22 protein-coding genes are annotated in these 20483 nt (G+C 68.2%); 11 read left to right on the top strand and 11 right to left on the bottom strand.

The features are described from left to right. Positions 1–6: 6 nt before the first annotated feature. Positions 7–933 carry an ABC transporter permease gene (locus tag PSR88_RS19975; RefSeq protein WP_016884547.1) on the bottom strand — a complete coding sequence of 309 codons (927 nt, stop codon included), beginning with the start codon at positions 931–933 and terminating at the stop codon, positions 7–9. Between the two features lie 67 nt (positions 934–1000). Next, positions 1001–2584 carry an ABC transporter substrate-binding protein gene (locus PSR88_RS19970; RefSeq protein WP_016884548.1) on the bottom strand — a complete coding sequence of 528 codons (1584 nt, stop codon included), beginning with the start codon at positions 2582–2584 and terminating at the stop codon, positions 1001–1003. A gap of 352 nt (positions 2585–2936) precedes the next feature. On the opposite strand from PSR88_RS19970, the gene PSR88_RS19965 reads away from it, so the two are divergent. The 6 genes from PSR88_RS19965 to PSR88_RS19940 all read left to right on the top strand — a co-directional run bounded on the left by PSR88_RS19965 (position 2937) and on the right by PSR88_RS19940 (position 7214). Further along, positions 2937–3941, top strand: a complete 1005-nt coding sequence (locus PSR88_RS19965) for a 2-hydroxyacid dehydrogenase (protein ID WP_009477016.1) — start codon at positions 2937–2939, stop codon at positions 3939–3941. After that, entirely contained in the window at positions 3938–4333 is a 396-nt protein-coding gene (locus PSR88_RS19960) for a universal stress protein (RefSeq protein ID WP_011596465.1), read from the top strand. Before PSR88_RS19965 ends, PSR88_RS19960 begins: the two co-directional genes overlap by 4 nt. 40 nt (positions 4334–4373) lie before the next feature. Beyond that, on the top strand, positions 4374–4679 hold the full coding sequence (locus tag PSR88_RS19955; protein WP_011596464.1) for a hypothetical protein: 306 nt from the start codon (positions 4374–4376) through the stop codon (positions 4677–4679). Between the two features lie 64 nt (positions 4680–4743). Beyond that, positions 4744–5199 (top strand): hypothetical protein, encoded by a 456-nt coding sequence (locus PSR88_RS19950; protein ID WP_011596463.1) that lies wholly within the window; start codon positions 4744–4746, stop codon positions 5197–5199. A 162-nt stretch (positions 5200–5361) separates the two neighbouring features. Continuing rightward, positions 5362–6435 carry an alkene reductase gene (locus tag PSR88_RS19945; RefSeq protein WP_016884550.1) on the top strand — a complete coding sequence of 358 codons (1074 nt, stop codon included), beginning with the start codon at positions 5362–5364 and terminating at the stop codon, positions 6433–6435. Positions 6436–6824: 389 nt separating this feature from the next. Continuing rightward, positions 6825–7214 (top strand): hypothetical protein, encoded by a 390-nt coding sequence (locus tag PSR88_RS19940; protein ID WP_009477012.1) that lies wholly within the window; start codon positions 6825–6827, stop codon positions 7212–7214. Positions 7215–7242: 28 nt separating this feature from the next. Here PSR88_RS19940 and PSR88_RS19935 read toward each other — a convergent pair whose 3' ends face one another. Both PSR88_RS19935 and PSR88_RS19930 read right to left on the bottom strand, forming a co-directional pair. Next, positions 7243–7620: a hypothetical protein gene (locus tag PSR88_RS19935; protein WP_016884551.1), complete on the bottom strand. Its 378-nt coding sequence runs from the start codon at positions 7618–7620 to the stop codon at positions 7243–7245. Positions 7621–7653: 33 nt separating this feature from the next. Continuing rightward, positions 7654–8250: a TetR/AcrR family transcriptional regulator gene (locus tag PSR88_RS19930; RefSeq protein WP_011596460.1), complete on the bottom strand. Its 597-nt coding sequence runs from the start codon at positions 8248–8250 to the stop codon at positions 7654–7656. Positions 8251–8378: 128 nt separating this feature from the next. Between PSR88_RS19930 and PSR88_RS19925 the strand changes: the two genes are divergently transcribed. The 3 genes from PSR88_RS19925 (at position 8379) to PSR88_RS19915 (ending at position 11904) form a co-directional block, all read left to right on the top strand. After that, positions 8379–9884, top strand: coding sequence for an APC family permease (locus PSR88_RS19925; RefSeq protein WP_011596459.1), 1506 nt, complete (start codon positions 8379–8381; stop codon positions 9882–9884). 4 nt (positions 9885–9888) lie between these two features. Next, positions 9889–10788 (top strand): carbon-nitrogen hydrolase family protein, encoded by a 900-nt coding sequence (locus PSR88_RS19920; RefSeq protein ID WP_016884552.1) that lies wholly within the window; start codon positions 9889–9891, stop codon positions 10786–10788. Positions 10789–10857: 69 nt separating this feature from the next. After that, complete coding sequence (locus PSR88_RS19915; RefSeq protein ID WP_016884553.1) at positions 10858–11904, top strand: sensor domain-containing diguanylate cyclase; 1047 nt, start codon at positions 10858–10860, stop codon at positions 11902–11904. Between the two features lie 25 nt (positions 11905–11929). Here PSR88_RS19915 and PSR88_RS19910 read toward each other — a convergent pair whose 3' ends face one another. After that, positions 11930–12886: a DMT family transporter gene (locus PSR88_RS19910; RefSeq protein WP_016884554.1), complete on the bottom strand. Its 957-nt coding sequence runs from the start codon at positions 12884–12886 to the stop codon at positions 11930–11932. A 74-nt stretch (positions 12887–12960) separates the two neighbouring features. On the opposite strand from PSR88_RS19910, the gene PSR88_RS19905 reads away from it, so the two are divergent. Further along, entirely contained in the window at positions 12961–13863 is a 903-nt protein-coding gene (locus PSR88_RS19905) for a LysR family transcriptional regulator (RefSeq protein ID WP_016884555.1), read from the top strand. A gap of 138 nt (positions 13864–14001) precedes the next feature. After that, on the top strand, positions 14002–14607 hold the full coding sequence (locus PSR88_RS19900; protein ID WP_011596454.1) for a hypothetical protein: 606 nt from the start codon (positions 14002–14004) through the stop codon (positions 14605–14607). A gap of 26 nt (positions 14608–14633) precedes the next feature. Here PSR88_RS19900 and PSR88_RS19895 read toward each other — a convergent pair whose 3' ends face one another. From PSR88_RS19895 to PSR88_RS19870, 6 genes are all read right to left on the bottom strand, one after another. Further along, positions 14634–15566 carry a 3,4-dioxygenase subunit beta gene (locus tag PSR88_RS19895; protein ID WP_016884556.1) on the bottom strand — a complete coding sequence of 311 codons (933 nt, stop codon included), beginning with the start codon at positions 15564–15566 and terminating at the stop codon, positions 14634–14636. A 142-nt stretch (positions 15567–15708) separates the two neighbouring features. Further along, a complete protein-coding gene (locus tag PSR88_RS19890) occupies positions 15709–15909 on the bottom strand; it encodes a hypothetical protein (RefSeq protein ID WP_009476989.1) in 201 nt (66 codons plus the stop codon). 148 nt (positions 15910–16057) lie between these two features. Next, the gene (locus PSR88_RS19885; protein ID WP_016884557.1) at positions 16058–16642 is read right to left on the bottom strand and encodes a hypothetical protein; all 585 of its coding nucleotides are present in this window, start codon (positions 16640–16642) and stop codon (positions 16058–16060) included. 155 nt (positions 16643–16797) lie between these two features. Next, on the bottom strand, positions 16798–17931 hold the full coding sequence (locus tag PSR88_RS19880) for a DUF3500 domain-containing protein (protein ID WP_009476987.1): 1134 nt from the start codon (positions 17929–17931) through the stop codon (positions 16798–16800). Positions 17932–17985: 54 nt separating this feature from the next. Further along, positions 17986–19620: an FAD-dependent oxidoreductase gene (locus PSR88_RS19875; protein WP_016884558.1), complete on the bottom strand. Its 1635-nt coding sequence runs from the start codon at positions 19618–19620 to the stop codon at positions 17986–17988. Further along, on the bottom strand, positions 19617–20462 hold the full coding sequence (locus tag PSR88_RS19870; RefSeq protein WP_016884559.1) for a fumarylacetoacetate hydrolase family protein: 846 nt from the start codon (positions 20460–20462) through the stop codon (positions 19617–19619). The genes PSR88_RS19875 and PSR88_RS19870 overlap by 4 nt, the downstream gene beginning before the upstream one ends. Positions 20463–20483 lie beyond the last annotated feature (21 nt).

Genomic DNA, 20483 nt, shown 5'->3' with positions numbered 1-20483 from the left:
GGCCTCCTAGACCTTGGACTTCTCACGGACACGCGCGTCGAGAAGTGCGTAGCCCGCGTCGATCAGGATGTTGAGCACGAAGATGCTGACCGCGGTCAGCAGCACCGCCGCCTGCAGGACCGCGAAATCGCGCTGCAGGATCGCGTCGATCATCAGCTTGCCGATGCCGGGCCAGCCGAAGATCGCCTCGACGACGACGGCGCCGTTGACCAGTCCGACGGTGAGGTCGCCGGCCACCGTCAGCGCCGGAGCCGCGGCGTTGCGGAGCGCGTGATGGGTGACGACGCGCAGATCGCCGGCGCCCTTGCTCCGGGCCAGTCGTACGTATGGTGCGGACAGCGCCGACACCATCGCACCGCGGACCACCTGGGTGAGCACGCCGAGCGGCCGGATCAGCAGGGTGGCGATCGGCAGGATCCACGACAGCGCGCTTCCGGTACCCGACGTGGGCAGCACCCCCAGCACCACCGCGAAGATCCACACTCCGGTGATGGCGAACCAGAAGTCGGGGATGCTGGCCGCGGTCATCGACAGCAGGCTCGAGATCCGGTCGGCGAGCGAATTCGGCCGGTACGCCGCCCAGCAACCGATCACGATGGCGCCGATGATCGCCAGCAGCATCGTGAAGAACGCCAGCTGCAGCGTGGCCGGGAACGCCCGCAACGCCATGGTCGCGGCGGATTCACCGGTGCGCAGCGACTCGCCGAAGTCGAGGTGGACGACCCCGGACAGGTAGTCGACCATCTGGCTCGGGACCGGCTTGTCGAGGCCGTTCTCGGCCGCGAACTCGGCGCGCTGATCCGGTGTCGCGGAGACCGGCAGGTAGAGGTTGGTCGGGTCGCCGGTGAGGCGGGCGAGCAGGAACACACCGAAGAGGACGACGAGGAGGGGTACGAGGCTGGTGTAGACGCGTCGGCGCAGGAAGGCGAACATGACTCACCGCCTTCGGATCGGGTTCGGTTGGGACATCTCAGTTCCTCCGGGGGGCTGGGAAGAGGGGTTAGCCGTTCGCGGATGTGTCCGCGTGGGTCATCTCGCTCAGACGCATCTCGTCGCCGGTCGCGGAGTTGGGCGCGTACTGCACGGTCGGGGACTTGGCGAGCACCGCGTTCATGTGGGCGATGTACGCGAACTGCCGGATCTCCTTCGGTTCGTTGGCCAGTACCGAGGCGAACGCGTCCTGACGGGCGTCGCCGACGAGTTGCTCGGCGGCGTCGATCTGCGCGTCGTATCCGGGCGAACCGAAGTAGCTCTGATATCCGTCGCTGCGCATGTACTGGTCGACGGTGAACTGCGCGTCACCCGCCTGGTTGCCGTGCTGGATCATCAGCAGAATCGGTCCGGTGCCCTGCGGGAACGGCCGGATCTGGTACTGCATCTGCCCGGCCGTGTCCATCATCTCGATCTTCACGTTCAGGCCGGCCTTGCTCAGCGAGTTCTGGATGACCTCGATGGTCTCGTTGATCTTCGGGAACTGGCCCGTGCGCCCGATCAGGCGGATCTGGTTGTCGACGGGAACGCCGTCGGACTTGGCCTCCGCCACCAGTTGCGCGGCCCGATCGGAGTCGTAGGGGGTCGGCTGCAGGTCGGGGTCGAACCCGACGATGCTGCTGCCGACGAGTTGCCCGGCCGGCTCGCCGAGACCCTGGAACAGTGCCTTGACGATCCCCGCCCGGTTGACGGAGAGGTCGATGGCCTCGCGGACGCGGTAATCGTCGAGCGGCGGTTCGGTGGCCATCATGCGCAGCGCCGTCGTCTCGTTGTTGGGGTAGGCGACACCGAGGTCGCCCGCGCCGTCCTCCGGACCGAGGTACGTGGCGAGTTCGGCCTCGTCGTTGGTGACCATCGCGGCCCGGACGCTGCCCTCGGTCCGCCACTGGTAGATCGCCCGCGTGTACTCGGGTGCCGGGCCCCAGTACGTGTCGTTGCGGACCAGCGCGAGTCGCTGCCCGTGATCCCAGTAGTCGATCTCGTAGGGGCCGGTGCCGATGGGATCGCGCACCTTGTCCTGCGCGTCGGTGGTGGAGGGCACCATCTCCACGAACGAGATCCGCAGCGGAAGGATCGGGTCGGCGACGGGAGTCTGCACCGTCACGGTCGACGAGTCGATGGCGTTCACCTCGAGTTCGTCGTCGCCGAAGACGTACCCGTCGACGTCGCAGCCGATGGTGGAGTTGACGGTGCGATCGATCGAGAAGGCGGCGTCCTCGGCATCGAAGACGCTGCCGTCGCTGAACGTGACGCCCGGACGGATCCGGAACGTCCAGACGGTGTCCGACGTCTGCTCCCACGAGTCGGCGAGCTTCGGTTCGAGATCGCCGGTATCGGCGTTGCGTTCCACCAGCGGCTCGGTGATGTTGGAGCGGACGACGACTCCGGTAGAGGTCAGTGACGCGTCGCAGGGTTCGAGCGTGGGCGGCTCCTGCGGGAGCACGATCCGCAACGTGTCGGGGCTGGCGGCGTCGCTGTGGCTCGAATTGGCCACCGAGCAACCTGTGACCAGAGCCGGCACCGTCAGTGCGGCGGTGGCCACGACGACGGCGCGGTAACGGGTTCCCTGCTGCAGCGAACGTGCAGGGCTCATGGTGTCCTCCGTAGGGATGTGTCGCGTACTCGACGCGAGTGAAGAGGGCCCGCCTGTGACGGTAGACACACGCTATGAGCGGCCCGGAGGAGCGTCAACAGGGGGAAACGGCCCGAAACAGCTCGTGAGGGCCGTCACACGCACAATTGATGGAGACTGCGATCACGCCGGCAGGCCCCTGACCGGCACATACAGGGAGTTTCGGCATCTGCGCACGTCAACGCGCCGCCGACCAATGCCGTTTGAGTATCGATCCATGTTATTTACGTGTTGGACAGGTATTCCGGGCGCCGCTTAACGTACGGGTAACCGGTGACGCGGAGAGTCGCGTCACCACTCGTCAGGAGGCACGATGGTGACCACTGAGTCGTCCGTGAAAGAAGCTGCTGTACAGACTGTTTCGGGAGGACGCGTCCTGAAGGTCGGGCCGCTGAAGCCGTCCCTCACCGCGACGCTCTCCGAGAAGTACGACGCACTCGACCTCCCGCTGGGCGAAGACCGCACCGGCTTTCTCGCCGAGCACGGCGAGTCCGTCACCGCGGTCGTGACGTCCGGTCGCACCGGAGTCGACGCCGCACTGATGACGGACCTACCGAACCTCGGTGCCATCGTGCACTTCGGAGTCGGTTACGACACAACCGATGTCGTGCTCGCCGAGGAACTCGGAATCGGCGTGAGCAACACCCCCGACGTCCTCACCGACTGCGTGGCCGACACCGCGGTCGGACTGCTGATCGACACGCTCCGCGGGTTCTCCGCCGCCGACCGCTTCGTGCGCGACGGCCGCTGGCCCGCAGAGGGCAACTTCCCCCTCACCCGGAAGGTGAGCGGCACGCGGGTCGGCATCGTCGGGCTGGGACGCATCGGCTCCGCCATCGCCACCCGCCTCACCGGCTTCGGCTGCACGATCTCGTACCACAATCGGCGCGAGGTTCCCGGCTCCCCGTTCTCGTACGTCGGCTCGGCCGCCGCACTCGCCGCCGGGGTGGATGTGCTGATCGTCGCCGCAGCAGGCGGCAAGGGCACCGAAAAGCTCGTGGACCGAACGGTTCTCGAAGCCCTCGGGCCCGACGGCTACCTGATCAACGTGGCGCGCGGAAGCGTCGTCGACGAGGACGCGCTCGTCGAACTGCTCACCGGACGCAAGCTCGCCGGTGCCGGACTGGACGTATTCGCCCGCGAACCGCACGTGCCCGAAGCGCTGCTCGCCCTCGACACCGTCGTCCTCCTCCCCCACGTCGCGAGCGGCACGACCGAGACCCGGGCCGCGATGGAGGCTCTCACGCTGCAGAACCTCGACGAATACCTCGCCCAGGGCACCCTGACCACTCCCGTACTCGAGCCGAGGTCACGATGAGCGTCATTCTCAGCTACGTTCCGACAGTCGAAGGTCGCGGTGCCCTGGCCTTCGGATTCGCCGAAGCCCGCATGCGCGCAACCGATCTCGTCGTGATCGCGGACGGCGACAGCGCCTCGAATCCCGGGTTCGGGGCCGAACTGCACTCCGCGAGGGAGGAAGCGGACGCCGCCGGCGTCGACTACCGCATCGCACGGAACGAACCCGACCGCTCCCACGCCGACAACCTCATCGACGCGTCCTACGACTCCGCCGCCGAGCTCCTCGTCCTCGGCATGCGACGACGCTCCCCCGTCGGCAAACTCCTCATGGGCAGCGTCGCCCAGCGTGTGCTCCTCGAGGCGCAGTGCCCGGTCGTCGGAGTCAAGCCGCCCGTCGCAGCAGAGGTCTGAGCGGCACGGACGTCCTGCCCTAACCCCGGCGGATCGCACAGTGACGGGTTGTATTCTTCCGGACACGGGCCAGGAGAGGACTTGCCGACGCGCCGATCACCGTTCACCCGCTCGTCCGTCGGGCGGTCGTCACGACCGGCCCACCACCCTCGCCACCGGCCTGGGCAACGCGTTCGATGTGGCGGTGTCCGGCGGGACGCACTACGTCACCGAGTTCGATTCGGGCACCGTGGTCGCCCTGCCCGCCGCCGGCGGCACCGTCCTAGCCACCGGACTCGACCAGCCGTTTTCTGTCGCGGCCGCCGCGGCATGCACGGGTTCTCTGTGCATTCCGTTCGGCTGTTAGGGCCGTGACGCCCTCGGCCCCATCCGCAAACCTGACGGCGCCGAATACCTGCCGTGGGACAGCCATGATCGATGGGCCTCAGCGCGCCGACGGCGCGGAACTGGGCGGTCGCCTCCTGACGTTGGTCGGCGACCGCGACTTCCACGCGCTCGCACCCGAGATCTCCCAGCTCGCGTGCGACCACAGCAGCGACCGGTCGGCGTTCACGGCGGTCGTGGCGTGGATCGTCACGACCATCGCCGACCTCATCGCGGATCCGGCCTCGAGCGTCACCGACGCCGTCGACAGCTTCATCAGCGTCGTACCCGTCGTGCACGACACCGCAGAGTTGAACGAGGAATTGCCCGCGCCCGCCGAGTGGCTGTTCACCGCCGTCGTGAGACACCTGCAGAGCAGGCACCGGGCAGGATCCGATCCCCCGCCGCCCGTGCCTGCCGACACCGCACTCATTCGCATGCAGGCCCTCGTCGAAGCCTTGCTCTGGCTCGACGCCCTGCTCGAATGCGACCACAGCCTGTAGGCGAGCGCAATTCCCCGACTCGGGGACGGTGCCCTCACAGTGACGGCCGTCACGAGTCGGAATAGCCCGACCCGTAGGCCCGTTTCCCCCAGTGGATCCCGATCCTGCGCGGCGGCACCGAGAACGGAGCTGCCGAACACGCCTACGGAAAGACCGATATCTGTGAATCTCTTCTCCCCCTTGACACTCGGCGAACTCGAACTGCCCAATCGGGTCGTGATGGCACCCCTGACCCGCGTCCGCTCCGGGCGTGACGGTGTGCCCGGACCGCTGGTGGTCGAGCACTACCGTCAGCGGGCCTCTCTCGGTCTGATCGTCAGTGAGGGCACCTACCCCAGCCACGCCGGCCAGGGCTTCCCCGGCCAGCCCGGGCTGGTGACACCCCAGCAGGTTGCGGGCTGGAAGAACGTCGCCGACGCCGTGCATGGAGCCGGTGGACGGATCGTCGCCCAGGTCATGCACGCCGGCCGCGTCACGCACGAGGGAACCACCGGCGGTCACGAGGTGGTCGGCCCGAGCGCCGTCGCCATCGACGGTGAGACCCGCACATACGAGGGGAAGGAGCCGTACCCGGTGCCCCGCGCGCTGCGTACCGAGGAACTCCCCGCCGTCATCGAGGAGTTCGTCCAGGCGTCGCGGAACGCGGTGGCAGCCGGGATGGACGGGGTCGAAATCCACGCCGCCAACGGCTACCTGCTGCACGAATTCCTCTCCCCGGCGTCCAACCTGCGTGAGGACGCGTACGGCGGCTCCCCCACGAACCGGGCACGCTTCGTCGTCGAGGTGGTCGAGGCCGTGGCCGACGCCATCGGCGCAGGCCGGGTGGGTATCCGCATCTCACCCGAACACAACATCCAGGACGCCCTGGAACTGGACGCCGACGACGTTCGGGCCACCTACGGCGCGCTGGTCGACGCCATTGCTCCGTTGAAGCCCGCCTACCTGAGCATTCTGCACAAGGACCCGTCCGGGCCCCTTGCGCAGGACCTGCGGACGCGCTTCGGCGGTCCGGTGCTGATCAACAGTGGTTTCGGAGCAGTCACCACCCGCGACGAGGCGCTGGCCATCCTCGACGACGGCCACGCCGATGCCGTCGTCGTCGGGCGTCCCGCGATCGCCAACCCGGATCTCGTGCGGCGCTGGCAGGAAGACCTGCCGCTCAACACCCCGGACCCCGAGACCTTCTACTCGGAAGGCGCGAAGGGCTACACCGACTACCCGGTGTTGCAGCACTGAGCCGACCCGCAGGACGACACGTTGTGGCCCATGACCCCAGGTCATGGGCCACAACGCTGTCCGGCGGACGCCCCCGTGTCGCGTATCCGGTTCCGGCACCGTACGGTTAGTCGTAGTTGAGTACACAGCTACCGCAGTTCACGGACCGCCCGACGCGTCCGTGCTCTGATCGGGCGTACCAACTGTGCACGCTGTGCCAGGACGCCCACCTCGAAGGTGGCCGACAGTGAGAGCACCACACCGCACGACGCTCTCGCAGCCGAAGCTCCCGACGAACAGCTTTACTTCTATCTTCTCGTGACTTGTCGGAGGAACTGCATTTTCGGACCACTGAACTCCGGGCCTGCTCTGCCGCGGCGACGCTCACAGAAGTTGAAAGGTGATCGTTCATGCCACTTACCGTGGAGCACACCACCCGTTACGCCGATGCCCTCATGACGCTGGCCCTGGCCGCGCACCGCCCAGCCACCGTCGTCAACACCGGCACCGGCTATGCCGTCCGGGTCGATTTCGAGCGCGGCATTCACCTGCTCGCCACCAACGCACCGGGGGATCTCAGTTCCGATCCGGACGCGCAGAACCCGTGGGTGGTGACTTTCTTCCAGAAGCAGCCCGCCGCCGAAGACACCCAGCTCGTGACGGTGACCGGGGAATGGCTCGTCGACGCATTCGATCAGGCTCTCGCCATGATGCCGATTTCGGGGATCGCCGACGACCCGAAGGCGCAGCCCGCCGAGCTGCGCCTCGTCGGCACCGACGTTCACGATCTCGCTCGGTAACACCGCCTGACGGGGCCGCGTCCATCCGTCACCGCCCGGCAGCAGACCGTCTACCCCCTCCGGGTAGGCGGTCTGCGAGTCTCCCCAGCCGCTCGACCGCGGGCAGCGCCTGCGCGATCTTCTCCGCGTCGCGGGCGATGATCTCGGCGCTCCGGTCGATGCCCTTTGCGCTCACGGCGAGCCCCTCCGCTGTCTCCGCGATCTGCTTGGCGGCGTCCAGCAGTTCGGACAGGTCGTCGAGCGCGGGCCCCAGACGGTCGATCAGCACCCCGATCTGGCGTACTCGGAGCATCACCGTCCTGAAGCCGCGTTCCCACTCGCGGATCTCGCTCGAGACGTTCTGCAGGATCTTGATGGGAGGCTCCTTTTCGGTGCTCGGCGGCCGGGCCTGGCGACGCGAATCCAACCTATCTGTTACTCCTAGTTTCCCATACCCTGCCTAGCCATTCAGATCGTGTCCGGTGGCCGCGCGCGCGTAGGAGTGGAGGCTGGCGATCACCTCGGCGCGGCTGCGACGGCCGGCCAGCACCTCCATCTGATAGCCGTCCTCCATGGCCACGAAATTCGCTGCGAGCAGGCGCGGCGGGTCGGTGAGCGTGAAGTGACCCTGAGTCTGCCCGATGACGAGAATGCCGTAGTAGACGGCGATTTGGCGCTCGGTCAGCGAACTGTCCAGGGCCGCCGCCTTGGCGTCGCGCAGCGATCGTGGCCAGCACTCGAACAGCAGTCGGACCAGTTCGTCGTCCGGTCCGCTCGCGACCCCGTGGTCGATGCAGGCCCGGAGGCGGTCGCGCGCGTCGGGGAACTGGTCGGCGACGCGCTCGCGCTCCTGGCTGAACCGTTCGATGGCCCGCTGATACGTCTCGTAGATCAACGCGTCCAGGTCGCCGTAGTAGAGCACCGCCGCAGGGGTGACCCCGGCCTGCTCCGCGATGTCACGAAGACGCACCCCCTCCAGTCCGCGCGCGAGCACCGCCCGCTGGACGGCCTCACCGAGTTCGGCCCGGCGGGCCCCCTGATCCTTCTTCCGCGCCACTGCCCTCGCTCCGCTCTTCCCCGGTTTCTATATGGAGATTTAGACAATACCTTCCCAGCTATTGACACGTAGATCACACTGTTCTTAAATTTCTGTTTAAAGAATCCGCCCCGATCTCAGGAGTCACCGTGTCGACCAATCCCACCGACGCCGAGACGAGTCTCGACCCACCACCAGCACCCACCGGAAAGGGACTGCGGGGCGGCTCCGTGGGTCTGCTCGCCGCAGTCGCGCTCGGCCTGTCCTCGGTCGCGCCGGCGTACAGCATCGCGGTCACGCTCGGTTTCGTGACGATGGTCGTCGGCAACCTCGCCCCCGCCGCCCTCCTCCTCGGTTTCGTTCCGATCCTTCTGACGGCGTTCGCTTTTCGCGAGCTGAACCGGGAGATGCCGGACTGCGGCACCACGTTCGTCTGGACCACCCGCGCGTTCGGTCCGCACACGGGATGGCTCTCCGGCGGCTGGGTGGTGCAGATCGCGACCCTCATCGCGATGACGGCACTCGCCCGCGTCGGAGCCGGATACCTCCTGACCCTGCTCGGCCTGGATTCGCTGGCGTCCGACAACGTCGCGGTGATCGTCACCGCGGTCCTGATCGTCGCCGCGGTCACCACCATCGCCTACCGCGGGCTGCAACTGGCCGCGTCCGTGCAGTACGTGCTGCTGGGGCTGCAACTGGTCGCCCTGTTCGGCTTCGGAGCGGCCGCGTTCGCCCGCACCGGCGCCTCCACACCGAGCCTGTCCTGGCTGAACCCGTTCGCATTCGGCGGCTTCGGCCCCTTCGCGGAGGCGGTACTGCTGTGCCTGTTCATCTACTGGGGATGGGACGCGCTGATCACCGTCAACGAGGAAACCCGTGACAGCGACCGCATCCCGGGTCAGGCCGCGGTGATCTCCACCCTCGTCCTGCTGGGCACGTATCTGTTCACCGGATTCGCCGCGATCAGCTTCGCCGGCATCGGCACCGACGGGCTGGGCCTGGGCAATCCCGACAACGCGGGCGACGTGCTCGCCACGCTCGGGCCGCCGGTACTCGGCGCGGGACTGTCGAAGGTGGTCGAACTCGCCATCTGTGTGTCGGCGATCTCGGCGCTGCTCACCTGTGTCATCGGCAGCTCACGCGCCACCCTCTCCATGGGCACCCACGGCGCGCTGCCCCGCGCCTTCACCCGAATCCACCCCACCTCCCGCACGCCCGCGTTCGGCACCGTGTTCTTCGGTACGACCGCCGCGGTGCTGCTCACCGCCCTCACGCTCGTCTCCGGCAACTTCCTCGGCGACGCGATCCTCTCGATCGGCCTCCTCATCGCGTTCTACTACGGTGTCACCGGTCTCGCCTGCGTCTGGTACTTCCGCCACCGTCTGACCGACTCGCCGCGCGACCTGTTCCTCCGGGGCATCCTGCCCGCACTCGGGGGCACGATCATGCTCGCCGCCTTCGCGCGCAGCGCCCACGACATGCTCGACCCGGACTACGGGGCGACCTCGTTCCACGGCATCGGCGGGGTGTTCCTGCTCGGTGTCGGTTCGATCGCCGTCGGCGCCGTGGCGATGGTGCTCGTCCGCACCCGCTTCCGCCGCTTCTTCCGAGACGGCCGCACCGCCGTCACCGAATTGACCGTCACAGAGGACTGAACCCATGCGCACACTGACCATCGCCGCCATCCAGACCGCCCCCGTCCCGTTCGACGTGGAGACCACCTGGCAGCGGTTCGCCGACCAGGTCCGCGCCGTCCGGGACACCTTCCCGCACGTCGAACTCGTCGTGGTCCCCGAACTCGTGCTGGCCGCGGAGGCGCCCCTACTGCAGGCCCGCGCCGACTGGATGGACAAGGTGGCGCTCCCACTCGCCGGCCCCCACATCGACCGGATCTGCGCACTCGCCGAGGAGACCGGCCTGTGGCTGGTGCCGGGAAGCCTCTACGAGCGCGGCGACGACGACAAGATCTACAACACCGCCATCGCCGTATCACCTCTCGGCGAGGTGGTGGCCCGCTACCGCAAGGTCTTCCCCTGGCAGCCGTACGAGCAGACCGCACCCGGCAGCGAGTTCGTCGTCTTCGATATTCCCGGCATCGGCCGCATCGGCCTGGCCATCTGCTACGACGGCTCCTTCCCGGAAACCGCGCGCCAACTGGCCTGGCTCGGCGCGGAAGTGATCATCCAACCGACCCTCACCACCACCCGCGACCGCGAGATGGAACTCGTCTGCTCCCGCGCCAACGCGTGGACCAACCAGGTCTACGTCGTCAACGTGAACGGCGCCGACCCGGCCGGAGTCGGCGAAAGCGTCGTCGTCGACCCCGAGGGCATCATCCGCCAGCAGGCAGGGTCGGGAGAAGAAGTCCTCGTCGACACCCTCGACCTCGACGCGGTGACCCGGGTCCGCACCTACGGCACGTTCGGCCTCAACCGCCCCTGGGACCAGATCGCCCGGTACGGCGAAGGGATTCGACTCCCGATGTACGAAGGCGCGGGCATCCAGACACCGCCGTGGCACGACGATGCCACGCAAATTCCCGCGTCCACGCCCAGCTGACTCGGTCTCCCGGGAGGGGGGGTCGCGAGAGCCCGCCCTTTCCGGGACAGGTCCTGGATAATTGCGAGGGTGAGGCCCCTCGCTGCTTCGTCCGTCGACACGGTCCTGCAGGACTATCAGCCGCGCATCCTGCGCCGCTACCTGTGGATCACGACTGCGCTGCACCTCGCGGGGTTCGTCCTCCCGCCCATGGTCGGGTTGTCGATCCGGCCGGAGACCGTCGCCGCTCGCACGGCGGGCATTCTCCTCGGAGTGTTCGCACTCGTCGTGCTGCACCGGGGCGGGCGCAGGCCGAGCCGACGCGCCTACCAGGTCTGCACGGCGGCGGCACTGCTCGCCACACCGATCGTCATGTCCGGTCTCGTTCTCGCCGTCGCCCAACTGCTCTGCGCGATCGCGGCGATGTTCCTGGCGATGTATTTCGTCGTGTTCTACCCGAAACGGCAGTCGAGGCTCCTCGTCGGGGGCCTCACCGGGTTGATGGTGGTCGGAGTCGTCGTCGCGCCCACCGCCTTCACGCTGGTGCCGGTCGAGGTGGACACGGTGACCGTGAAGGCCGCCGTTCTCGTCGTGGCCATCACCTGCGTACTCGGCGCGGCCGAAATGTTCGGATCCCTCACCCGGACCCTGATCGAATCGGCCAGCACCGACGGACTGACAGCCCTGCTCAACCGCGCCGGGTTCGAGCTCGCGTTCCGGCATGCGCTCGAAAGCGCGGGCACGGGACAGGTCTCCGTGACGTTGGTCCTCATCGACGTCGACCAGTTCAAGTCGACCAACGACCACTACGGCCACGCCGCGGGCGACGCGGTTCTCGTCGACCTCGCCAACTACCTCGCCGCGCACATGCCCCGCGGCGCCCTTCTCGCCCGGGTCGGCGGCGACGAGTTCGTCACCTGCGTGGTTGGCGAGCATCACGCCGAGCTGCCCGGCGTGACGGCGCAACTCGCCCGGCAGAGCCCTACCCCGTTCAGCTTCGGCGCCGCGTCGTGCACCGGAGAGGCCGACCCACTCACCGCGCTCTATCGACACGCCGACCGCGAGCTGTACTCGGCGAAGCAGCGACAGCGCCCACCCGAACCGCCCGCCGACGAGCCGTCGCTGCGGACGGGGTGAAACACGGGCAGGCGCCGCACCCGGGTCATTCGGCGATTCGGGCGGGCACCGGACGACGGTCCGCCGGCTTCACGTGGGTGACCATCCACACCGCTGCGACGACGAGCGCGCAGCCGGCGAACTGCCCGATGCTGGGTCGCTCGTGCACGATCACGATGGAGAACAGCATCGCCAGCACCGGCTGGAGCAGTAGCAACGTGGCGCCCACCTCGGCGGCGAGCCGCGGCAGGGCGAATCCGATGAGGACCCAGCCGAGTACCTGGCTGCTGAGCGACAGCGCCGCCAGCCATCCCAGCGCGGGCCATCCCGGCGTCAGGTCCACCGTTCCCCACAGTGATCCCACTGCGGTCCCGACGACGCCCGCGGCGATCGTCGACACGAACACCTGCGACGACGCCCGGTGTGCGGATCCGGCGCGGCCGATGACGAAGATGTAGATCCCGTAGGCCACGCCCGCCGCCAGCGACAGCAGAGTTCCGAGGAACAGCTGATCGCCGTCGCCGCTGCCGCCGAGGATTCCGCCGGCGAGCGCCACGCCGGCGAACAGGAAGGGGACCGCCACGACGAAACGGACCGGCACTCGTGCACGGAAGAAAACCCACGCGAGCAGTGGCACGACGACGACTTGCACGTTGACGACGACGGTGGAGATTCCGGCGCCGATCAGGTGGATCGATCGCGCCCACAGCGCGAAGTCGACGCCGAGCATCATCCCGCCGAGCACCTGGGCCGCGATCACCCGACGCGGAATCCCGCCGTACCGCCGAAACTCCTGCAGCGCAAGGAGACCGAGGATGGGCAGCGCCAGCACACACCGGAAGAACGTCGACGTGGCCGGCTCCACCCCGGACAGCTTGATGAGACTGCCGGTCAGCGAAGTCGCCACCGCACCCGCCAGCACCAGCAGTCGCGGATCCACGGACGCGACGCTGAACGAGGGGCTGACGAGGGCGCGGGGACGCAAACGGAGGGCGGTAGTCACACCGAGAATTCTCCGAGGCTCCAACCATTACAACAAGTGAATAGTCGTGTCATGAAAGCAGTAGCATTACTACTATGTTGAGTGTCGACCGCCTCCGCGCGCTGTGCGCTGTCGCCGAACACGGATCGATCGGCGCCGCAGCCCGCGCCCTGCACGTGACGCCGTCCGGGGTGTCGCAGCAACTCGGAAAGTTCGAACGGGAGGTCGGCGCCGCACTCCTGGTGCCCGCAGGCCGCGGCGTCCAGCTCACCGATGCGGGCCGGCTCCTGGCCCGTCGCGGACAGGAAGTGATATCGCTTCTGGCGCAGGCCGAATCCGAAGTCGTCTCCCTCGACCGCGATGTGGTGGGAGAACTGCGAATCGGGTCCTTCTCCTCCGCAGGCAGAGTCGTCGTGCCGACTGCCGTGGCGACGCTGCGCAGGCGCCACCCGCAGCTCGCGGTCAGCTTCTTCGCCGGCGAGACCGAGGACCTCATACCCGCGATCGTGCGCCGTGAAGTCGACCTTGCCGTCGTCGACAGCTGGGTCACGATGCCGCTGCACCTGCCCGAGGACGCAGTCCACACCCTGGTGCACCGCGACTCCGCCGACGTCGCACTGTCCCGGGACCATCCGCTGGCCTCTCGCGACCACGTCGACCTCGACGAGATCGCGGACATGCCGTGGACGACGTGGAAGAAGGGCGCGGTGTACCACACCTGGCTGGTGCAGACGTTGCGCAACCGCGGCGTCGAACCGGATATCAGGTACGAAGTGCCCGAATTCGCGGCTCAACTCGAATTCGTCGCGCACGGTCTCGCCGCCGCACTCGTGCCGCGCCTGGCCCGCGTCTGGGTGCCGGACAACGTGGCGATCGTCCCGGTGCGTCCCACACTCGAGCGCGAGATCTACGCGCTCCGCCGCGCCGACAACGACCGCCCCACGGTCCGGGCCGGGATCGAGGCACTGACCGAAGCCTTCACCGGCATCGGCGTTTGACAGCTCCCCCGTCGCCCGACCTGTCCCGGCGGGTCTGACGCGGCCACGCCGACCGCGCGCGAACACCTGCCAGAAGGCCCTACACGTGCAGCCGTTTCGGTTGCACAATGGTGGTGGGCAACCACCCGGAGGTGCGCGATGAGCGAAACGTGTGCAGCGCCGATACGCCTGTGGCGTCTGGGTCCATGGAGCCGCAACCCTCTCATGCGGGGGTGCGACCGGCTCCGATCCGCGATGGTCCTCATCGGGGTGTTCTTCGTGCTCATGATGATCCCACTGGCCGCGGCCTACGGAACCGAGACGTACTCGCGGCTCGACCAGCAGACGCGAGCCGAACTCGCCACCCAGCACCCGACACCCGCCACGCTCGTCGACGATTCCCGCACCGGGAGCGCAGGAGAACCCCTGCCCGCCTCACCCCAGTATCAAGCCCACGCACGGGTGCAGTGGTCGGCGAACGGGCAGACGCACACCGCCGACGTTCCGACCGAATCGGCCGCGAAGGCCGGCCAGACCGTCACCGTCTGGCTCGACCAGAATGGCGATCTCGTCCCGGCGCCGGAGACCGGTTCGCAGAACGCCGCCACGGCGGTGAGCGTCGCGTGCGGGATCTGGGTGACCGCGACCGGTGGGTACTGCCTCCTGTTCCTCGTCGTCCACTGGGTCGCGTCCCGCCGCCAGCAGGCTCAGCTGACGCGCGAATGGAACGAACTCGACCGTCCACCCGGGTGGCACGTCAGCTGACCGACGACGGAACCGAGCCGCGACGGCTACCGGCCGGGCGCCCCGTTCGGCGGCTGTCCGCCACCCCCACCGGGACCGCTCGGCGCGGACTGCGCGTTCGCCGACTTCTCGGCGACACCGATCGTGATCGAGATCGTCATACCGGTGGCGGGTTCGCCCGACACGGTGGCCAACTCGGCATCCCAGCCGTCCCCGAAGACGTTGTCCGAGTCCAGGGAGACCTTCGACAGGTTGCCGACACTGTTCGCGTAACCGCTGTCGTAGGCGAAGACCGTGGTGCACGCGTCCTGCGGCACAGCGATCTGCGACGTCAACCGGGCGTCCTCGCCCGCCACCGCAGATTCCAGTGAGTCGAACACCTCGAAGTGAATGTGCGGCCACCGTCCCGAGTAGCAGGCCGGGAAGATCGACGTGAACGACACCGTGCCCGCGGAGTCCGCCAACTGAACGCCGCGCAGGTAGTTCTGCTCGGTGATGCCCTGACCATAGAGCGAGTACTCGCCGTCCCGGTCGCAGTGCCACAGGTAGACGGCCATTCCCGCGCCGGCCGCGCAGTCCTTCGTCAGGTCCTGCAGGTTCAGTTCGATGGTCGTCGCGACACCCTCCGCCGTCCCGGTGTACGCGCCGAAGCTACTGCGAATGTCCTGCCGCACGATCCCCGACTCGACCAGCACGTTCGGGCCGTTGGACCCGTCGCCGGGATACGGTCCGGCCGTTTCCTGCGGCGCCGCCGCCACGCACGTGCCGTCGCTCACCGTCTCCCCCGTGGTCGCGGCCGCCCCTGTCGAGGACGACGTCGCCGTCGATCCCGCGGTCGAGCACGCGGCGAGCGCGGTCGCACCCGCCGCGCCGAACACGAACAGTGCGCGGCGACGCGACAACATCGATTTCAGGTCGTGGCTGAGGCCGCGATCGTGCTCGTGCACTTCGTCGGCGTGGTGACGCGGGCTGTTCGTCATGAGGACCTCTCCATTGGGCTGTTCGGGTTACATCCCATACAAGCGGTCGCCGGTGCGGGCACCCTCGAGCTTCGCTGTGGAGTCGCTGTGAACGCCTGTCGCCCAGCAGCGGTCCCGTGGGGCGTCTCGCGAGACGCGCCGGTCAGAGAGATTCGGCGCCGGCCGTGCCGGAGAGTGATTCGTTCTCGAGGTCGCGCACGAGGGGGATGCCGAGGGCAGCGAGTAGCATCCGGCAGTCTTCGGCATCGATCGAGTGGTGGGCGACGGTCCGCTGCGCCTTACGGACGGACTCTTCGTCGAGCTCGCGTTCGCTTTCGAATATAGAAGCATCCCGGTCGGACATGGCTCCCACCTTTCCTCGGCATCACCTGAATAACCCGGAGTGAGTCCACCGAAACCGACACGGCACAACGCGATCGGGTGTCGTCCGAAGCGGATTCAGCTCCGCCGGAGGTGAGGTGCGAGGCCTGTCGAACCGGCCTGCGGGAGGATCAGCGACTGTAGGTCGCGAACAGCCTGCGGATGCTCTCGTCCCAGTACTGCTGGCGGCGGCGTTCGACCGCGCGTGAGCACATCGCCCACACCGCACCCAGGATCAGCGCGCTCGCGGCGAGGGTGACGAGCACTGCCGCGACCGCGGCGCTGACGACGTCGGAGGTCGTGATCCGCGGGCCGGCCCAGCTTCCGTCGTCGCCGACGGCGATGGTCTTCGAGGTGCCCGCCGGGGTCCCCGAGGGGACCTCGATGCTGTCGGTGCGGGACTCGGAGCCCCAGGCCCACGTCGCCTTCACCATCGGGGTGGTCCGGACCGAGCCGCGGGGCGACAGGGTGATCGGGGCGTCGGCGCTGGTGACGGCCTCGACGAGGGTTGTGGTGGCGCGTTGTTGCGCGGCCCGCGCACTCTCCTGGTGGTACTCCCAGGTGCCGATCACGGCGGCGAGCACGATCGCGAGACCCCCGAGGGTGACGATGACGGATTTCAGGGTGGCCGCGAAGCGATCGACGGGTCGCGCGAACGGGTTGGACGGTCGACCCGACACCGAGTACACCACGGTTGCCTTCGAGCGCCCCAACACAATCCACCTCATTGTTTCGTCCACGTTAAATATCAGCTTCACCAGTGTCGCCACTGATCAGGCAACAGGGAAACCGAAATGGACAAACTTGACGAGTCTCACACTCCGCGGGCCGGAGTCGGCCCCGCTCAGCGCTGTGCGGGGCCGAGCGGCGTTCAGGGTTCGAGGTGCGGATCGGACTGTTCGCTGGATACCGTCCGGCTGCTCAGGTGCCCGCCGCCCCACTTCGAGTCGGTCCCGGCGTGGAGTGCGAGCAGGTCGTGCCCGAAGTCGTTGTCGAAGTCCCGCAGCACGGTGTGCAGGTGGTTCCCACCGCCGACGGAGTTGACCGCTTCGATGAGGTACCGGTCGGTGTGGACGCGGAAGTAGTGCGGTGCGCCGCGCTTCTGCGCACCGGCCCACGCGAAGAACACCCGGTCGATGCCCCCCTCTCGCAGCGCCTGCCGGTGGCGGTCGCCGGCTTCCTCGGGCAGTCGCTCGAGATAGCAGTCCACGATCCCCAGCAGCGTGTGCTGCTGGTCACCGGACAGCTTCGCGCCGCTGATCCCGGACGGCCGGTCGCGGACGAACTTCAGGGCGACCCGGTCGGCGTCGGTGATGGTGTACCCGGGCATGCCGAGGTCGTAATGGTCGGGGTATTCGTAGGCCCCGATCCGCGGCACCTGCCGGGTCACGAAGTCGGCGGGGGCGACATCGTGGATGACGGCGAGGCCGCGCTGCTCGTCGTCCAGGGAGGCCAGCAGGTCGAAGGCCAGGCCCTCGTCGTCGGCAAGGGGCTTGAGCACCCCGTCGTACTCGGTGGGCTGGGCGCCCAGCGCGACCGGGGTGGCGGAGATCCACCGCTCGTCGACGATGGTCAGGTTGAGGCAGACGTGGTGACCGAGGAAACGCAGCGTCCAGGTGTCCTCGAATCCCGGCCTGCCGAAGAACGTCAGGAAGTACGAATCCGAGGTGCGCCACGTCTGCAGTGCCGGTCCGAGGAAGTCCTGCTCGTAGTCCCGGAGCACGTGCTCGAGTTGCGGAATCGAGAGCACCTTCGTGAAGGTGCGCAGCGGCACCGCCATCCGGATCAGATCCCACACCAGCACCTTCTGGTGACGGTCCAACTGGTGGAGCGGGATGCCGGTGCGGTCCGGTTTGGGGATGATGTCCCAGTTCAGCCGCCGCGGGTCGTCGAAATCGTCGATGATCGCGGTCGCCCGTTGCCGGGGGTCGAACGTATCGATCAAACCCATGGCGGTCACGAGCAGCTTGGTCGCCGTCTGGGGCGCCTCATGGAGAGCAGACACGTGAATCTTCCTTCTCGAGTGTGGAGGTGGAGCGTCCGGCGAGGGGAGGTGTTCTCACCATCCTGCCGCGAGGTCGATCGCCTTCTCGGCGCCCGCGAGGTCGCCGCCCCGCCACGCCACGTGCTGGTCGGGTCGGACGAGGACGAAGGGGGCGCCGAGGAGACTGCCCAGAGATCCACCGGTGCCGGACAGCCGCAGCACCGTCAGAGGGACGCCGAGTTCCGCGGCCTTCGCCGTCAGCGCGTCGAGTTCGGCGGTGCGCCGCGAGGATCCCACGTCGTCCAGCACGACGAGGGTGTACTCCGGGCCGAGCGCGTCGTAGAGCGAACGGCCGTCGCCCAACCACGCGTGCGGCAGTAGCGCTCCGGGGCACGAGGTGGGCACGTACTCGACGGGATCTTCCGCCGGCGGCGTCGAACCGTCGGGCACGATGACGGGTGAGTCGGTGTAGGCGTAGCCGAGAACGAGTCCGAGCGAGTGGAATTCGCTCTTCTTCACGGCGAGCGCCTCTGCAGTGCGGCGGCGCGCCTCGTCTGCCGCGGGGCCGTACTGACCGATCTCGACAGTGGAGAAGTGGTGCGCCAGAGCCTTTTCCTGCGCTCCGGCTTCGGCGATGGTGCGGGCGGCGACGGGCCGGCGTTCGGCTTCGTAACTGTCGAGCAGTTGCGGCCCGGCCCAGCCGCGCAGCGTCGCCGCGAGCTTCCACGCGATGTTGACGGCGTCACCGATGCACGTGTTGTACCCGTGCCCGCCCCACGGCGGATTGAGATGCGCGGCGTCGCCGACGAGGAACACCCGACCCTTGCGGTAGCTGTCGGACAGCAACATTCGTGCCACCCACGGGTCGGTGGCGATGATCTCGACCGGGACCGGCTCTCCGATGAGGCTGTGCACGAGCGCGGTGGCGTCGACCTCCTCGTCCCGGACGTCGACGCCCTGCACGATCGCCCACCAGGTGTCCGATAGGTCGAGCCGGCCCACTATGCCCGCCGCCCCGGGTGCCATCACCCAGTGGTGGACGGCCCCGTCGAACGGCACCCGCTCGGCGAGGCCCGGCGCACGGAACAGGATGCTGAGGTTGGGGCGCTCGCCCGACGTGCCCTCGAACCGGGCGCCGATGGACTCGCGCACGATGCTCGCGCCGCCGTCGCACCCGAGGACGTAGTCCGCCACGACCGTTCGGGTCTGCCCCGGACCCTCCACCGTGGCACGGACGGTGCCGTCGGCGAGTTCCTCGAGCGACGTGACCCGCGCCCCGAGTTGCAGGGTGGCGAATTCGCTGCGCTGCAACACCTCCCGAAGCACGGTTTCCACGACAGGTTGTGGTGCCTGCTGGCCGCGTTCGGGCGCCAGCGTCGGGGTGGCGACGTCGAGCTGGAAGCCGTTCTCGAACCGGGTGATCTCGTGGCCCAGCAGAGTCGAGCAGAACACGATGTCCTGCGCCCACTCGACGGGAAGAGGCGACGCGGCACGCACCTCGTCGGCCAGTCCCCACCGCCGCAGGTGCGTCATGGTGCGGGCGTTGGTGGTCTTGGCGCGCGGGCGTTCGGAGTCGACGTCGACCCTCGGTTCGACGACCAGGCTTGCCACCCCGTGGTGGGCCAGCTCGAGCGCGGCCGCGAGCCCGGACGGCCCGCCGCCGACGATCAGTACCGGTATCCGGTCGACACCGGACGCGACGTCGGTCATGCGCCCTTCCTTCCGCTGGCATCGACGATCGGGGTCCGCAGGACGCCGAGCTTGTCGATCTCCACCTCGACGATATCGCCGGGCCCGAGCAGCCATGGTGGGTTCCGCACGTAGCCGACGCCCTCCGGGGTGCCGGTGGCGATGATGTCGCCGGGGTGCAGGGTGAACGTCTCGCTGACGAGGGCGATGATCTCGCCGACCGAGAAGATCAGGTCCCGGGTGTTGCCGTCCTGCACGACCGTTCCGTTGACTCGGGTCTGCACCCGCAGACCGTCGGACAGATCCCCGACCTCACCGGCGGGAACCAGCGGTCCGAGGGGGCCGGACCGGTCGCCGTTCTTGCCGAGTGTCCATTGCGCGGTCAGCTTCTGCGCCTTGCGGGCGGTGAGGTCGTTGAAGCAGGCGTAGCCGAGCACCCCGGCCTGGCCGGTGGCCGCGTCGACGCTTTCGAGCCGGGTGCCGATGAACGCGGCCACCTCACCCTCCCAGTCGAGGCCCGCCTCGTTGGCCGGCACCGGCGTCGGGGCTCCGTCGACGCTCAGCGACGGGGTCCACCGCCCGAACAACGTGGGGTAGGGCGGCGGGGTGAAGCCGCCCTCGGCGGCGTGGGCCTTGTAGTTGAGGCCGACGCAGATGACGCGGGCGGAGTCGGGCACCGGCGGCACCACGCTCACGAGCGTGACGTCGATCTCCGGCGATTCGAGGTGTTCCGCTCGTGCCACCCAGCCGACGGCGTCGCGCCAGAACTCCTCGAGCGAGGCGAGCGGTCGAACGAAGCCGTCGCGGAGGACACCCACGGTCACGGCGTCCTGATCCTTCTTGCGGTAGCCGACAATCTTCATCTATTTCATCCTTTTCGTCCG

The organism is Rhodococcus sp. DK176 (genome assembly GCF_038447315.2).
GTDB classification, from domain to species: domain Bacteria; phylum Actinomycetota; class Actinomycetes; order Mycobacteriales; family Mycobacteriaceae; genus Rhodococcus_F; species Rhodococcus_F jostii_A.
This window is presented reverse-complemented; position numbering and strand designations above follow the sequence as displayed.